At 49.3% G+C, this 16,399-nt stretch carries 11 protein-coding genes; 9 read left to right on the top strand and 2 right to left on the bottom strand.

Features of this window, described 5'->3' with window-relative positions; translation table 11 throughout:
• The first annotated feature begins 328 nt into the window (after positions 1–328).
• The 7 genes from AC3WT9_RS16165 (at position 329) to AC3WT9_RS16135 (ending at position 9,856) form a co-directional block, all read left to right on the top strand.
• Positions 329–1,699, top strand: a complete 1,371-nt coding sequence (locus AC3WT9_RS16165; RefSeq protein WP_341091130.1) for an extracellular solute-binding protein — start codon at positions 329–331, stop codon at positions 1,697–1,699.
• A 157-nt stretch (positions 1,700–1,856) separates the two neighbouring features.
• On the top strand, positions 1,857–2,738 hold the full coding sequence (locus AC3WT9_RS16160; protein ID WP_341091131.1) for a carbohydrate ABC transporter permease: 882 nt from the start codon (positions 1,857–1,859) through the stop codon (positions 2,736–2,738).
• A 5-nt stretch (positions 2,739–2,743) separates the two neighbouring features.
• Positions 2,744–3,577, top strand: a complete 834-nt coding sequence (locus tag AC3WT9_RS16155) for a carbohydrate ABC transporter permease (RefSeq protein ID WP_341091132.1) — start codon at positions 2,744–2,746, stop codon at positions 3,575–3,577.
• A 75-nt stretch (positions 3,578–3,652) separates the two neighbouring features.
• Positions 3,653–4,675: a glycoside hydrolase family 130 protein gene (locus AC3WT9_RS16150; protein WP_341091133.1), complete on the top strand. Its 1,023-nt coding sequence runs from the start codon at positions 3,653–3,655 to the stop codon at positions 4,673–4,675.
• A 123-nt stretch (positions 4,676–4,798) separates the two neighbouring features.
• Positions 4,799–5,761 carry an acetylxylan esterase gene (locus AC3WT9_RS16145; RefSeq protein WP_341091134.1) on the top strand — a complete coding sequence of 321 codons (963 nt, stop codon included), beginning with the start codon at positions 4,799–4,801 and terminating at the stop codon, positions 5,759–5,761.
• 47 nt (positions 5,762–5,808) lie between these two features.
• Positions 5,809–7,878: a methyl-accepting chemotaxis protein gene (locus AC3WT9_RS16140; protein WP_341091136.1), complete on the top strand. Its 2,070-nt coding sequence runs from the start codon at positions 5,809–5,811 to the stop codon at positions 7,876–7,878.
• A 172-nt stretch (positions 7,879–8,050) separates the two neighbouring features.
• A complete protein-coding gene (locus AC3WT9_RS16135) occupies positions 8,051–9,856 on the top strand; it encodes a peptidoglycan D,D-transpeptidase FtsI family protein (RefSeq protein WP_492407741.1) in 1,806 nt (601 codons plus the stop codon).
• Here the strand turns inward: AC3WT9_RS16135 and AC3WT9_RS16130 are convergent.
• The gene (locus tag AC3WT9_RS16130; protein ID WP_492407740.1) at positions 9,817–11,010 is read right to left on the bottom strand and encodes an AI-2E family transporter; all 1,194 of its coding nucleotides are present in this window, start codon (positions 11,008–11,010) and stop codon (positions 9,817–9,819) included. The two genes, AC3WT9_RS16135 and AC3WT9_RS16130, sit on opposite strands and share 40 nt — an antisense overlap.
• A gap of 256 nt (positions 11,011–11,266) precedes the next feature.
• On the opposite strand from AC3WT9_RS16130, the gene AC3WT9_RS16125 reads away from it, so the two are divergent.
• Complete coding sequence (locus AC3WT9_RS16125; RefSeq protein WP_341091140.1) at positions 11,267–12,646, top strand: polysaccharide deacetylase family protein; 1,380 nt, start codon at positions 11,267–11,269, stop codon at positions 12,644–12,646.
• 173 nt (positions 12,647–12,819) lie between these two features.
• Positions 12,820–13,650, top strand: coding sequence for a methyltransferase domain-containing protein (locus AC3WT9_RS16120; RefSeq protein ID WP_341377779.1), 831 nt, complete (start codon positions 12,820–12,822; stop codon positions 13,648–13,650).
• Between the two features lie 129 nt (positions 13,651–13,779).
• Here AC3WT9_RS16120 and AC3WT9_RS16115 read toward each other — a convergent pair whose 3' ends face one another.
• Positions 13,780–16,308: an Ig-like domain-containing protein gene (locus tag AC3WT9_RS16115; protein ID WP_341091142.1), complete on the bottom strand. Its 2,529-nt coding sequence runs from the start codon at positions 16,306–16,308 to the stop codon at positions 13,780–13,782.
• Positions 16,309–16,399: the final 91 nt, after the last annotated feature.

Raw genomic sequence — 16,399 nt, 5'->3', positions numbered from 1 at the left:
CGGCACAAAGTAATCTGCTCTTTAATAGGAAATGATTCGTGAAAAGGGGGGCGAAAGCCCTCCTTTTCAGGTTGTTTAATATATGGTAGATAACAAATTTAAATTTAGAAAAACAAAAATAACAAATTGAAGACCAGAAAAAACAATTGAAACCATCGTTTTGGCTCTGGAAACGATTTATAATATATTTGTAAGCGATACCATCATTCTTTTCATAATGATTGTAGACAAAACACGAATTAACGGTGATTTATCTCAATCGCGACTGATATAGAGTGTTAGTATTTTGTTATTTAGAAACGTGAATAAAAGAGAGGGGTCAAAAGCAATGAAGAAAAGCAAAGTAATGGCTGGATTAATGGGACTTACGCTAATGGCTGGCTTGTTCACAGGCTGTTCATCGAACAACAACGCGGAGAATGAAACAGCGAACAATAAAGGGAATGCCGGAACCAGCACGGAGGCTACTGCTGCTCCTGAAGGTGATGCCGCTAAGGATATCAAAGGCGAAATCACCGTGATTACACAAAGAACGGATATTGTTGATACCGTATTCAAAGATTACGCAGCAAAATTCAATGAGAAATATCCGGACGTAAAAGTGAACTTTGAGGCACTTTCCAGCTATGAGGATCAAATCAAAATCCGCATGAGCACCGACGATTACGGCGACGTGCTGCTGCTGCCTACAAGTGTAGCGATTAAGGATCTGCCGGACTTTTTCGAGCCGCTGGGCCAAATGTCCGACCTTGAACAGAAATATACAGGGCTTGAGGAACGTTCGGTCGACGGAGTTTCCTATGGTGTTCCAATCACCGTTAACTTCTCCGGCGTGATTTACAACAAACAAGTATTTAAAGATGCGGGCATTACGGAAACACCGAGAACGATGGACCAGTTCATGACGGCTCTGCAGAGCATCAAAGATAAAACCGAAGCTGTTCCGCTGTACACGAACTATGCAGCCGGTTGGACATTGACTCAATGGGAATCGGATTTGGCTACCGTTGCCGGCAACCGCGACTATGTCAATATCGCTCAAGTGGCTTCCGATGACAACTTTGTTAAAGGACAACCTCACTATGACCTGTACAAAGTACTGTACGATGCAGCTAAGAACGGCTTGATTGAAGAAGATCCTACAACAACAGACTGGGAATCTTCTAAAGCTGATCTGGCTAACGGGAAAATCGGTACCATGATGCTCGGATCCTGGGCGATCGGCCAAATTAAAGGAGTGGCTACAAATCCTGACGATGTAGGCTTCATGCCATTCCCTACCAATGCTGAGAAGGTTCTGGTTCCGCTGTCCGATGACTACAACCTGGGTGTCAGCGTTCACAGTAAAAATAAAGAAGCAGCAAGAGCATGGTTGGACTGGTTCATTAATGAATCCGGCTATCCGACTACTGAAGGCGGCGGTATGAGCCCGGTTAAGGGTGCTGAGCTTCCTGAAATCCTCAAACAATTTGAAGGCACCGAAGTAACCTTTGATACACTGGCTCCTGCAAAAGCTGGAGAAGAAGGCTGGGTTGATGCCATCGACAAGGAAGCTCAAATCGGTCTCTGGCAGCCTGACTTCAAGAAAGTGATCATTGAAGCGGCTATCGGCAACCGCAAAGATTCCTATGACGATATCATGAAAGATCTGAACGATAAATGGAAAGAAGCAAGAGCAAAAGTTACCGCTGCAAAGTAATGCCGGTAATTGCCATATCATTTTAACTAGATAAAACGCAGAGTGAAGAAAGAATCAAGAGAACGGGAAGATGCTCAAAGAGGCATTTTCCCCTTCACTTTTGCGGCCTGGAGCTGGATTTGGAGTAAAAAGCATTTGTTCTTAGGAGGTGTGGAGAGTGCCCAAATTGTCTAACTTGAGTTATAAAAATCAGCGGATTTTGATTATTTTTCTATTTTCTTTGGTTCCGATTCTTTTGCTGTTAACCTTCTCGTATTTACCGGTGTTAAAGATGTTCCAGTACAGCTTCACGAGCTGGGATGGACTGAGCAAGAAGATGGAATATGTAGGGCTCGAAAACTACAAGACGATTTTCACCAAACCGGAGTATTTTGCCGTATTTAAAGTCAGTTTGTATTACTTCTTCGCTACCTTTGTCCAAATGGGGCTGGCACTGTATTTTGCCACCATTCTAAGCTTTAACGTCCGGATGAAGAATTGGTTCAAGGGAATTCTGTTCTTCCCGACACTGCTTAACGGTGTAGCTATCGGTTTTATCTTCCTGTTCTTCTTCAAGCCGGAGGGAACCCTCAATACGCTGCTTGATATGTTGGGACTTGGAGCCTGGCAGCAGAAATGGCTGCTCAACCCCCATTTGATTAACATTTCCCTCGCTTTTGCCTCTGTCTGGAGGTACATGGGAATGAACTTTATCATCTTCCTTGGAGCGATTTCCTCTATCGGAAGTGATATTTATGAAGCATCGGAAATTGACGGCGCCAACCGCTGGCACCAGTTCAGACATATGATCATTCCGAGCATCAAACGTATATTGCAGCTCAATCTGATCCTCGCCGTAAGCGGAGCGATCGGTGTCTTCGAAATTCCGTATGTCATGACCGGCGGGTCCAATGGCAGTAGCACGTTTGTCATCCAGACCGTCGATGTGGCCTTCAAATACAGCAAGCTTGGCCTTGCTTCCGCAATGGCCGTATTGCTTCTGGGTATAGTTATACTTGTTACCATTCTGCAGCGTGTTCTGATCAAGGAGGAGAAGTAAGAGCTATGCATACTTTTAAATATACCGCTGCTTCTTTCTTCAAATACCTCACCTTGTTGTTAGGAGCGCTCGTGGCACTTATTCCAATCGTTGTCGTCCTTTTCGCTTCACTAAAAACAAACGCTGAATATGCTTCGACCGGACCGCTGACACTGCCGGAGAATTGGCTGAATTTCTCGAACTACACCAAGGCTTTTGTCGACGGCAAAATGCTGCTCGGCTTCAAGAACACGATCATTATCGTGGTGATTTCCATCGCCGGTGCAACGCTGACCGGTTCGATGATGGCTTATATCCTGTCCCGCTTCAAATTCAGAGGCAGCAAGCTGATGATGGGCGCCTTCCTGCTGGCTACACTGATTCCGGGTGTGACGACTCAGGTGGCTACATTCCAGATCATCAACTCCCTGGAGCTGTTCAATACCCGCTGGGCGCCGATTTTGATGTACCTGGGTACAGATATTATTGCCGTTTACATCTTCATGCAGTTTCTGGATTCGATTTCAGAGTCGCTGGATGAGTCTGCGATGCTGGACGGGGCTTCGTATTGGACGATTTACTGGCGGATTATATTGCCGCTGCTGAGTCCGGCCATTGTAACAGTCGTAATCGTAAAGGGCGTAAATATCTACAATGACTTCTATACCCCATTCCTGTACATGCCAAAAAGTGACCTGCAGGTCGTCTCGACTGCGCTGTTTAAATTTAAAGGCCCGTACGGCTCGCAGTGGGAGGTTATCTGTGCCGCGATCATGATTGCGATTATCCCGACCCTAGTCGCCTTCGTTTCCTTGCAAAAATATATTTATAACGGGTTTGCGCAAGGTTCTGTAAAATAGTTACAGATTCTGATTCAACACATTACATTTAAGAACTGCAGCGGAGCTGCAGTACCTTTGGAGGGAGACTTAACAATGAAAGAAGTAAAGTTGATTGGAAATGATTTGCCGAATATCCCATGGCAGGACAGACCTGCAGGAAACGAAAACCCGGTCTGGAGACATAATGACAACCCGGTAATTAAACGCAATCCGGCTAAAGGGGTTGCACGGATTTTCAACAGTGCGGTTGTTGCTTATGATGGCAGCTTTCTCGGTGTATTCCGCGTAGAGGACAACACGACCCGTCCACATCTGCGGATGGGCTACAGTGTTGACGGTCTGGACTGGAAAATCGACGATCAGCCGATTCAATTCATTGATGAAGAAGGCAATCCGTACATGCCGCGTTATGCCTACGATCCTCGTCTGGTGAAAGTCGAAGATACCTATTACATCATCTGGTGTACAGATTTCTACGGCGCGGCTATCGGTGTAGCGAAAACCCAGGACTTCAAAACCTTCATCAGCCTGGAAAATCCGTTCCTGCCGTTCAACCGTAACGGCGTGCTGTTCCCTAAAAAAATCAACGGCAATTTCGTGATGCTCTCCCGTCCGAGCGATAGCGGACATACCCCGTTCGGGGATGTGTTCCTGAGCGAAAGCCCTGACTTCGTCTACTGGGGCAAACACCGCCATGTGATGACCAAAGGCGGTCAAGGCTGGTGGCAAAGCACCAAAATTGGCGGCGGCCCCGCTCCGATCGAAACTTCCGAAGGCTGGCTGATGTTCTACCATGGCGTAACCGGAACCTGCAACGGTCTGGTATACAGCATGGGCGCAGTTATTCTGGATAAAGATGAGCCGTCGAGAGTGAAATACCGCTCCAAGAACTTCGTCCTGACACCGGAAGAATGGTACGAAGAAAGAGGGTTCGTGAACAACGTGCTCTTCCCTTGCGCTACGCTGAATGATGCCGAAACCGGCCGCATTGCGATCTACTACGGCGCTGCAGATACTTATGTAGGCGTTGCTTATACGACTGTTCAGGAAATCGTTAATTATGTAATTGATACCCATGAGGAAGTCGGCGACGACGCGGGCTTGGGCAAGATCTAATACAGGGTGCAAAAAGAGAAGCAGGAGCCTCAGAGGCTCCTGCTTGATTGTTGATTAACGGGGTGAAGGCGCTCGCCGCCCCATTTCCCAAGATTTCACACCACCTTAAGGAGAAGATGATAAGTGACCAATGAACGATCCCTGTCCCAATTAAAAGCCTACGGGGGCAGCAGCCCGAAGCCGGAGGATTTCGATCTATTCTGGGAACGGGCGCTAAACGATCTTAACGCCCAGCCGCTTGATTATGAACTTGTACCAGCGGAATTTACCAGCGAGCTGGCGGAATGTTTCCATCTCTATTTTACCGGCGTAGGCGGGGCAAGAGTGCACTGCAAATATGTAAGACCGAAGAAGGCGGCGCAAGAGAAGGGGCCGGGTGTGGTCATGTTCCACGGCTACTCCTGCGACAGCGGGGACTGGATGGAGAAGGTCACTTATGCCGCTCACGGAATCAGCGTGCTGGCGATGGACTGCCGGGGACAGGGCGGACCGTCCGAAGACAATCTTACAGTACAGGGAACCACGATCCGCGGCCATATTATCCGCGGTATTGATGATCCCAATCCCGACAACCTTTATTACCGCAACGTATTTCTGGATACCGCCCAGACGGCGCGTATTCTGATGGCGATGCCTGAAGTTGACCCGGCGCGGGTTGGCGCTTTCGGCCTGTCGCAAGGCGGCGGACTTACTGTAGCCTGTGCATCGCTTGAACCGCGCATTGCCATAGCTGTGCCGGTCTATCCGTTCCTGTCCGATTACAAACGGGCCTGGGAAACGAATATCACAACCTCGGCGTATGAGGAGATCAACTACTATTTCCGCTTTTTTGATCCGCATCATTTGCGCGAGGACGAGATTTTCAACCGGCTGGGTTATATTGATATTCAGAATTTGGCGGACCGCATCCAGGCTAAAGTGCTGTGGGTGACCGGACTTGCGGATACGATCTGTCCTCCTTCAACACAATTTGCTGCATACAATAAAATCACAGCATCAAAAGACCTCATGGTTTATTATGAATACGGTCATGAGTATCTTCCATATCTTGCTGATCGGACGCTTCAGACGTTCATGACCTTGTAACGGGTGTAATCCCTGCAAGAAAACAGTAGATTTGGCGGTGAATTTTTTTGAGCAAGCAAGCAAAAGGCAGTAAAGGGTTCCTAACCCGGCTGCATCCCTCCAAGTCGCTGGGGATGCGGCTATTTCTCGTGTTCTTCATCGCCACGATGGGAATTGTCCTGTCCCTCGGATACACCTCGTATTCCGTAGCCAGACAAACGATCGAGAACAACGCGCTGTCCTCCAATGAGCAGACGGTCCTACAAACGGCAGAGAAGCTGGACGTAATATTGCTGCGGTTTGAAGACAGCCTGGGACAGCTTTTTTACAACAAGGATATTCAAAATGCTGTAACGCAAGGAAATCAGTCTCCTGCAAACCTCGGGCAACCTCAGGAGCAGTCTAAAGTGATCACCGGGGAACTGGAACTTTGGCTCTCTGCAGTAAGCGGGATTCAAGCCGTGTACCTTGTGCCGTTAAATCCCAGTCTCCCTATCTCTGCTACGGGAACGACTGACAACGCCTTTGTGGAGGAGATCCGCGCATCCTCCTGGTTTAAGCAGCTGCAGGAGAAACCTCAGAGCTTATGGATCACGCAGGCATTGAAGCAAGGAGACGACTCGGGAGTGCTGCATTTCGCCAAATCCATCGCGGGGGATGCCGGCAGCACCGGCTACATCGCTGTCTGCGATATCAAAACTACAGAACTGGAGAGCCATCTCAGCAAAGTCAATCTGGGAATGAACTCCTACATTCAATTGCTTACGGACAAAGACGAGCTGATTGCCTCTTCACAGCACCAGGAGGCAGATACGTATCTGCGGCTGGGCGGAACGCTGCTGAAAGGCGTTAATCAAACCTCAGGCTCGCTGCCGACCAAGGACGAGGAAGGCGAATCCATTCTTGCGGTTTACGGCACACTGGAGAGCTCAGGCTGGAAAGTACTCGGGGTGGTGCCTGCTGAGAATCTGATCAAGGATGCCGGCCGTATTCTTAACACTACGTACATAGCGGTTGGTGCTGCCGCGGTCATCGCCATTCTGATCGGCTTGTGGATGGTAAGGATGGTGTCGAGGCCGCTCTCAAGGCTGAGACACTTAATGTTTCAGGGAGCCGAAGGCGATCTGCGTGTGCGGACTAAGATCACTTCCCGCGATGAGATCGGCCAGTTGTCCAGCTCCTTCAATGCAATGATGGAGCGGATTACAGAGCTGGTTGTCCATACCAACGAGACCGCCCGCGAGGTGCTGGAGACCGCCGATGCACTAGGCAGCGCTTCACGCAAGACGGCTGCTGCGGCAATGGATATTGCTGCGGCGACCGAAGAGATTGCCGGTGGTGCAGGCAATCTGGCTCTGGAAGCAGACCGCGGAAACGAAATGACTGGTGTAATCTCCGGGCAGATGGATATGGTTTTTGCTGCTGCCCGTGAGATGGAAAGCACGGCGCATAGTGTAGGACAAGCTAGTGAAGAAGGCGTTGTGAAGTTAAAGGAATTGCTGGGCAGAACACAAACGACAGGCGAAATGACCCATCATCTCGTGGTGAAAGTCAATGAATTGAAGGAAACTGCTTCTTCGGTGATTAAAGTGCTTGAGGTTATGCAGAATATTACGCAGCAGACTAATATCCTGTCACTGAATGCTACGATTGAAGCGGCAAGAGCGGGGGAAGCCGGCCGGGGCTTTATGGTCGTGGCCGATGAAATCCGCCAATTGGCTGACCAATCCAAGCGTTCCATTACGGTTGTAGCTGAGATTACCGGCAAGATCATGAACGATATGAATGAGACTGTGGTTGCGTTGTCGGATGTAGCTCCGCTGTTCAATGAACAGGTGGCCTCTGTCCGCAATGCCAGCGACATCTTCGTATCCGTACAGGAACAGATGCATCATTTCATCGGCCGGCTGGAAACTGTCTCTTCATCGGTCGGCGGGCTTAACCAGTCACAACGAGTGCTGTCAGAGACGATTGGCAATGTCAGCTCCTTCGCCGAGGAATCTTCAGCTGCCTCCGAGGAGGTTGCTTCCTTAAGCGGTGAGCAGCAGAATGTGAGCGATTATCTGGTTGAACTTTCCGGCAAGCTGGAACATGCTTCAAGCATGCTTAAGGAAAGATTGTCCAAATTTAGTGTCTAACCATTTGCATGTAAAAAAGTAGTATCCCATTATACCGCTCCACCCTTTTACGGGTAGAGCGGTTTTTTGCCATACCTTGAACTGTTTCATGTAATAAATCAGCAAGGTGGGCATAATAGATCCAAGGAACAACACAATCGGCTATCCGCACATACATTCAGGAGGAATGGCATTGCATAAGGTAATCCATAAACGTATATTCTGGGGCCTGCTTATTTTGTCGGCACTGCTTGCAGTCCTCATTCTAAGGCTGGCATGGGTTCAACTGCTGCTTAAGAATCAGCCGGTCCCCGGTGCGGAATATTCTCTTGCCCAGATGGCCGAGATTCAGAGCGAGCGGGAGACTGTGCTGGACAGCGGGCGTGGCCGGCTCTATGACCGGAGCGGAAAGCCGCTTGCCGGTGAAACCGTTTGGGCGGCAGCCTTTTTTCCGCAGGAAGAACAACCTGCTGCTGTCATTAACCCGGGAGCGGAAGCGGGAACGGAACCTCAACGTCGTCTTGCCGCTATCCTCGGAGTCCCGTATGAGCAGCTTCAGAGCAGAATCTCCGGAGTGAAGGAGCCGTTTCTATGGCCCTCTGCCACAACCAAGACCCCACAGGCGCTGACACCACAACAGGCACAAGAAGTGGAGCATTTGGGTCTGGGCGGGGTCAGAGTCCTGCCGTTCTCCCGCAGATATGAGAATGAAGCGTCAGGACGGCAATGGCTGGGGTATATGTCGGAGGCCTCCAAGACGAAGGCAAAGGACTCGCCCACAGGACTTAGAACTCCACTGACCGGAACGGATGGGCTGGAGAAAACCCTGGAACCGCTGCTTCAAGGTGTTGGTCACACAGAGGCATATGCCCAGGTGGATGCGCGTGGCAACCGGCTTCCGGGCAGCCTTATAAAGGTGAAGGCGCCAGGGAATCCCTATTACCCCTTGTCGATCTATACGACGATTGATAAGCAGCTTCAAGCAGGAATTGAGCAGCTGGTTACGGAGGCGGGATTGAAAGAGGGAGCGGTGGTAGTGCTGGATACCAAAAATGGTGATATACAGGCAATGGTCTCTCTGCCCTTTTATAATCCAGGGCATATTTCGCCTGAAGGCGGGGAGTGGAATAACCGGGCACTGCAGGCAGACGCACCCGGCTCTATCTTTAAGATTGTAACAGCCGCAGCTGCGCTGGAGGCCGGGATCACCTCGCCCGACGAGAAGTTCTATTGCTCGGGGCATTATGACAAATACGGTTTGTCCTGCCAGAACGGCAAAGGACACGGTTCCCTCACGCTGGCGCAAGGGTTCGCCGTGTCCTGCAATACAGTATTTGCTTCCCTCGCCGAGCGGCTGAGCGGCGTGCAGCTTCAGGCCACCGCACTGGCGCTTGGCCTGGGAAGAAATGTAGGCTGGCAAGCGGAGAATACGCTTGGCCTGCCGCTGCTCCGGCCGCTTGCCGGGGAGCAGCCCGGAACGATCTTTACGACCCTGCTGCCTGATGACGGCGGAGCAAGGGTGCAGACAGCCATTGGCCAGCGGGATGTAAGAATGACGCCGCTGCAGGCGGCCAATCTCGTTGTCACGCTGCTGCATGGCGGCAAGGTCAGGGCGCCGCGCATTCTGCAGCGGGTCGCGTTCAGAAACGGCCAGACGCTTAAGGAGCTGCCGGGACACCTGGCTCCGGCTTCCGCCGGACAAATCTCGGAGTCGACGTCCAGGCTGCTGTTGTCCTGGATGCGGCTGGTCGTCACAGAGGGAACCGGCAGACGCCTGCAAGGCGCACATTGGCCGCTGGCCGGCAAATCGGGCACGGCCCAGACCCTAGTGAAGGGAGCACCACGCAACAATCAGTGGTTCATCGGCTACGGTCCGGTTGACCATCCCCGGTATGCCGTATCCATCGCTGTGGAGAATGTGTCCCCCGGCAGTGCCCATACAGCAACTAAGCTGTTTGGTCAGGTATTCGACTTGTTGGCCGCATCTTCGGGAGCTTGAGAGGGTTCTGTTTCACCAGTGACGGGTCCTCCGGTAGTCGAAGGTTCGGCTGCCGCAAACGGCGAAACAATAAATTCCTCCTGTGGCAGGTAGATCCAGCGCTGGAGATAACCCTGTTGAATCAGCTCCTTGATCAGAATAAGCAGGATCGGGGACAGGATCAGTCCGGCCACGCCAAAGGCGGACATAGAGAAGATTACGAAGGACAACATCAGAAACGCGGAGGATACGCCGATCGAATTGCCGGTAATCTTTGGCTCCAGCAGCTGGCGCACAATCAGCACAACCGCCAGCAGGACGAGCAGTCCGATCGCAAGCGAAGTATTGCCCACAATAAACAAATAAATGATCCAGGGAATTAGAATCGTGGATACCCCTAGCAGCGGCAGCACATCAAATACAGCGCATACCAGCGCCATGGTGATCTCATTTCCCGTTCTCAGTATGAACAAACCGGCCAACACAATAACGAAGGTGATGCTGATCAAGATCAGCTGGGCTTTGAGATAGGAACCGATGGCTTTAAAAACGTTCCCTTGGACGAAAGCGAAAGCCGTCTTAAAGGTCTTGGGCATTTTATCATGAGCGATCTTACGCCAGTCCTTGATCTCCATGCTGAGGAAAAAAGCGAGAATAATGGCGACGCCGAAATTCCCCATAAAGGAGGAGAAAGAGCCAAGCACACCGACCATATACTTAAAGAAGCTGACCATCCATTTGGAAAGAATGTTGGTGGCATTGGTGAAATAGCCATTTATTTTCGTTGTAAGATCAGACGGCAGCGCATCAATCTGATGCTGCAGATAAGTGGTGGTTTCTTTAAAATGCATTTGAAGCATCTTTGTGTATTGAGGTAAGCTATCCGAGAATTGAAGGGCCTTTGTCGCAATGAGCAGTCCTGCACCGAACAAGACGCCCAGCAGAATAATCAAAAACAGCAGTACGGAAATTGCGGAGGCGAACGGTTTGCCCAGCCCCTTGCGGTTCAGGAAGCGGGCCAACGGCTCGATCAGCAGGAATACAAAAAAAGACAGGAATACCGGTGCGGCCAGTTGATACAGCTTGCTGAAACCCAGCATTACGAGATACACCGTCAGCACCACCAAACCAATATCAAAGAAGGTGCGCCAATATTTTTTGTACAGCGGCAGCATAAGTAGAAACGACTCCTTTTTCAGATTACTTTTTTAGAAAATTTGACAATTGAGGCTCCAATTCATTGTACACGATTTTAATAAAAAAGCGTCTTTTTCTTTGGTACCTGTGTTAAAATAGGGGGTAACGTTTTTTCGTGGGATTCTGCTCACCTAAAAACCGCGAGGCATATTATACTCTACTTGGCCGTACCCGAATATCTGCTTGCAGACGTAAGACGAGCCAAAGTCAACTCTGGAAAAGCGGTGAATATACATGCAGACTTTGCTGCTCTGGTTATTTTACATCTCGACCTTTTATGCGTTCATTCCTGGAATGATCAGCCGGATCTTCGGTTACCGCGTATTCCGCAAGGGGATTGGGCGCTCTGAATTTGCCCTCACCTTTGATGATGGTCCCGACCCGCGTTATACACCACTTTTACTGGATTTGCTTAAACGTTATGATGCCAAGGCGACCTTCTTTGTAGTCGGGGCGCATGCCGAACAGAATCCGGAACTTATTAAGCGTATGCATGATGAGGGACATCTTATCGGCATTCATAATTATGTGCACAAGAGCAACTGGGTGATGCGTCCCGCTACTGTCAGGCGGCAGATTCAACGCACGGATGATATTATTTACAGTATTACCGGTGAGCGTAGCACCTATTACCGTCCGCCGTGGGGGATTGTCAATCTGTTCGACTTCTCCAAACGCCGCCAGGTTCAAATTGTACTCTGGTCGGCTATGTTCGGCGACTGGAAAGAAAAGCTCGGCGTAGAGCGGCTGACCGAGAAGCTGCTCGAGAAGCTGAATCCGGGCGAAGTGATGCTGCTCCATGATTGCGGGACAACACTCGGTGCAGATCCGAAAGCGCCAGAGCATATGCTGGTTGCCCTGGAACGGATGCTGGAGGAAGCGCGGCTCCGGGGCTTGCGCAGCATCCGGATCGACCAGATGATCAAGACTGTGCAGAACTCGCCGATTCAGCGGATCTCCTACGGCAAGCGGCTGATTGTCGGCCTGTGGCTGGCCTGGGAACAAGTCTTTCAGTTCCTCTTCGGCTTAAAGACGATCACACCGGCTGACCCGTTCCTCCATTACCGGCTGCGCAAATATCAAGGCGGCTCCGTGCGAATGGAAGGCGGCGAGGTCTTGAACAAAGGCGATAAGGTCATTGAGCTGCATATCGACAACCGGCAGCTGTTCGAGATTGGCCTGAATTCCCGCTCTTCGGCTCAGCTTGCGATCCGCATGATCCGCAGGATGGAAAAGGATCTGCCGGTGCTTGCGGAGCAAATAGCCGGCGATGTAGATCTGGCTGAGGCTAAGGCGCTGTATGGTGTCAGCATGCTCAACCGCGGGCCGGAAAAATTCGGCTTCATGGTCCTGGATCTGCCGAACGGCTGGTTTGCCCGTTCCTCCAAGTTTTATTTAAGTCTTCTGCTTAGTGTTATTCATCCCTCAGGCGGAGAGAGGCTGAAGGTCCGCAGCGAGGCTCTGATCCCTAAGATGATTCTGATGCCCATCTCACAGCTCTTGGATCAGATGAATCAGCAGCGTCCGCAGAAACAGGCGAACCCGTGTGAGCACAAACGCGAAGAAGAGCTGACCCTGGAAGCTGAACTGCCGGGAGCGACGGTTATGCATTGATTTGAGGGTTCCCGAACTTTTATATAATTCGATATAGCTGGCTTAAAATGCTCCGGCAGCCGTAATTGGCTGGGGGGCATTTTTTTGTTTTTGTATATGGATATATGCAATGTGATACAGGAAGGAATCACTTAAGGACTGTCGAATATTTTGTTTTATCACGGAGGTGACATATGAAGGCGCGTAATTCTACGTACAATATTGACAATGTTGCTCTAGGTTTTGAAGAAGAGGTTGAGCGGCTGAAAGTACAAACAATGATGGGGTGGGATAAAGAGTTTCGTAACTTACAATGGTATGGATTGCAGGATGGAATGAGCGTGTTAGAACTTGGAAGTGGTCCCAGTTTCGTTACCGAACAATTAGTCCATAGTTTGCCGGAAAGTGAGATTACAGCTTTGGAAATTGATCAAAAGCTGCTGGCTGAAGCTAAAAACCGGTTACATCATATCCCTTCGTCCAAACTGCGGTTTGTACATTCTTCTGTGTATGACACCGGACTCCCTGATCATTCCTATGATTTTGCTATTGCAAGGTTACTGTTTCTTCATTTACATAATCCGGTGGAGGCTGCAAGAGAAATTTATCGTGTACTAAGGCCTGGTGGGAAGCTTGTCATTATCGATATTGATGACGGGATTTTTGGAGCGGTTAGCCCGAATATGGAGTTACTGCCTTCTGTGATAAAGAAGCTGGCGGAGCATCAAGCTGCAAAAGGGGGCAATCGGTATATCGGCAGGAGGCTGCCACGACTCTTAGCACAGGCAGGTTATGTTGATTTAGATATGGATACTGTTATCCAGCATAGTGATCTTCATGGAATGGAAGGTTTTAAACGGCAGTTTGATATTAACCGGTTTAGGGTTTTTTACAATAAGGGAATTATCAATGAAGAAGAGTATGAACAATTACAACAAGCCTCTGAGAATTTTAATAATTCCCCTGAAGCCTATGCGATGATGACCTTTGTGATGGCATGTGGTAAAAAACCAGAGCACTGCTGAACGAACGGGTAACCTTATCCTAACAAACACACCAACACGGCAGCCGTTGTACCGGCTGCCGTGTTGGTGTAACATCTGTGCAGAAGTTCACACTATTTAGCGTTTATTCATAGCATCCTCGGATACAGCCTATTCGCCAATAGGAGTGAATTTATTCTCCACAGTAATATTGGAGAACTTTGCATAGTTCAGTTGCTCAATTACATTTGCAACATCATTGCTGTCAACGGCAAATCCGACATATACCGAACCTTGCATAACGATTGTCCGCTTGCCGATCAGCGTCCATTTTTTTCCGTCTATAGATCCATAAGCATAGAAAGTATCTCCTTGACGGCCAAGTTTAAGCCAATAACCTTGTTCCACACCATTAATCTTGAACGGAATATCCGGAAGTAGTTGAATCCCGGCTTTTTCGGCAGCAGAAGGGCTGTCTAAAGTTTCGGTCAATACATCAAAATCTCCGCCCTTAAGGTTTCTTCCCGTCAGATAAGATGACCAGGCGGTAGCTTTAAATAACTTCACCCAGGAGAGGCCGAGGGCCGTAGCAGCACTGTCTTCTTTCAAGTCATCGCGGATCATCAATCCTGTGAAGGCGTGGTTGTCAACGTCTCCAATCTTCTCCAGCTTCGCGGTAACCGCCATATCTCCATTCATCTCTTTATACACAAAGTGAAAGTCGTCTTTGGCCGCATTGTTTGCTTCTGATCGTTCAAGGCTGCCTTCGCTACTTCCAAGCTTTCCGTTTCCTTTAACAGTAATTACATCGCCTGTCATGCTTCCAGAACCTTTAATGTCCGGATTGCCGATATCTTTGGAGGTCCAGCCCTTGCCAGCCAAAGCAGAGGAGGAGGTATTGACATGGATATTAGCGGCAGTGGTTTGTGTCTCATTTCCTTTGGTATCCGTGACTCTTGCAGAGATATAGTAGGAAGCATCCTCTAGTCCCTTGATCGCATAGGTGTAAGTGTTGCCTTTCTTCACTGCATCTCCAAGATATTTAGATCCATTGTATACAGCAACCTTCTTTATTTTGTGTCCGAATTTGGAAGAAGCTTTGATTTTAACCCCGATCTCTTTCCCTAAGGCAAACTGGGCATTGTTCCCTGGTGCCAAGAGGCTGGCTTCAGGGTTTTCGGCAACATGGTCCATACCGGCAAGACCGTTTGTATAAAGTTCAAGCCATGTATAACCGCTTTCTGTAATTGTTTTATAGGCATCCTTGATGCCCCAGATATTATTCTTCTTTTCCCACTTGTCGTCTATGCCGTTTTGATTGGTGTCAAATTGATCCTCTCTCTGTTCTTCTACGACACCAAAGGCCGAGATGTATCCACCAACCTCATGTTCCGTGTTGATATATCTTCCCGAGCCTTGCTCTACTTCCGCAACAATTCTTGCATCGACAGCGCCGCGACGCGGATAGGTAGCTCCCGCTTGTTGCAGAATGCTTTTCAGTAACGGTTGGTTAGCAGGTTTTACACCGGAATTAACGTAATCATCAAATGCTTTATTGGTAGTACCGTGATTTACTCCCGTACTGTCCGCCGAAAGATACGGCTTGCTTACTAAGTTCGTCATTTGGTCACCGCTGTTGTCACCGGAAAATTTCACAGTATCAGAGGATTCATTCAGTAATCCAGTAAGCTCCCCGTTGATTCGGTTCCCGGCGATGTAGAAGCCGCCAAGCTTCTTGGATTCCCCGGCATCAATAACCCTCTGAGTCACGTTATCTCTTGTACCTGGACCGGCAATTTCGATATTATTCATAAAATTAGTAAAGGTAAAACCCCCGCCATAAGTTCCATTAAAGCCCCAATTATAAATTATATTGTTGGAGAACTGAACAACTGCGACATGCTCTGCATCCGCAGCACCTGCATAACCGCCGCCCAGCCTTGGATTTCGCGAGGTGTGGTTCGCGTACAGATTGTGATGGAACGTTGTTTTATCTCCGCCTGAAATACCGCCGTAGCCATGTCTTCCTTTGGTATGCCCGGACAGAGTCAGACTTTCCGAAATCATTGACCACTGGATTGTACCGTTTTCGCCTCTGTATAACGATAAGGTTTCATCCGTGTTCCAGCTGAAGGAGCAATGGTCAATAAGGAAGTAGTTGTTGTCCCTTCCCCAAAGCGCATCCATCGAATCGCTGCCGCTAAATACATTGGTGGCACCCGGACGGAAAGAGATATAGCGAAGAATGATGTTTTCCGAATTGCTGATATCAGTATCCCAGCCCGCAATTGTAATTCCGTTGCCTGGGGCGGTTTGCCCGGCGATGGACAGGTTTTTGATATTGTTGAGCTGCAGGGTGCTTTTCAATTCAATCGTTCCGGAAACATGAAAAACAATCGTACGCCCCTCTTTAGGCGTAGATACAATCCCATACCGAAGCGATCCTTCAATCGGTTTGTCATTGACAGCGTAATCTTTGAGGGTGGTTACGATATATACATCGCCCCCCCGGCCGCCGCTGGTATAGGCGCCGCCACCTTCTGCGCCCGGAAAGGCAATAATTGAGGCACCTGTAAAAATCTTGTCTCCGTCTGCCTGTCCTGAGGCATCAAGAGGCTGGATTCCTAGAAATGAAAACGCTACCGAAATACTCGTGAAAACGGCTAAAACCTTGTTGGATCTTTTACTCTTTCTGTTCATCTTTTGACGTATAACATGGATGCAGCCTTATCTTGAGGCAGTGCTCCTGTTATACTTCCTCCTTTCAGTCAAATGTTGTGGGTACTTACGT

The organism is Paenibacillus sp. EB106-06-01-XG199, from assembly GCF_058791575.1.
This window is presented reverse-complemented; position numbering and strand designations above follow the sequence as displayed.

Bases quoted from the DNA above. Each gene is read 5' to 3' on its own strand.
- AC3WT9_RS16125 (WP_341091140.1), top strand. From the start codon at position 11,267: ATGCAGACTTTGCTGCTCTGGTTATTTTACATCTCGACCTTTTATGCG.
- AC3WT9_RS16155 (WP_341091132.1), top strand. From the start codon at position 2,744: ATGCATACTTTTAAATATACCGCTGCTTCTTTCTTCAAATACCTCACC.
- AC3WT9_RS16130 (WP_492407740.1), bottom strand. From the start codon at position 11,010: ATGCTGCCGCTGTACAAAAAATATTGGCGCACCTTCTTTGATATTGGT.
- AC3WT9_RS16150 (WP_341091133.1), top strand. From the start codon at position 3,653: ATGAAAGAAGTAAAGTTGATTGGAAATGATTTGCCGAATATCCCATGG.
- AC3WT9_RS16120 (WP_341377779.1), top strand. From the start codon at position 12,820: ATGAAGGCGCGTAATTCTACGTACAATATTGACAATGTTGCTCTAGGT.
- AC3WT9_RS16165 (WP_341091130.1), top strand. From the start codon at position 329: ATGAAGAAAAGCAAAGTAATGGCTGGATTAATGGGACTTACGCTAATG.
- AC3WT9_RS16115 (WP_341091142.1), bottom strand. From the start codon at position 16,308: ATGAACAGAAAGAGTAAAAGATCCAACAAGGTTTTAGCCGTTTTCACG.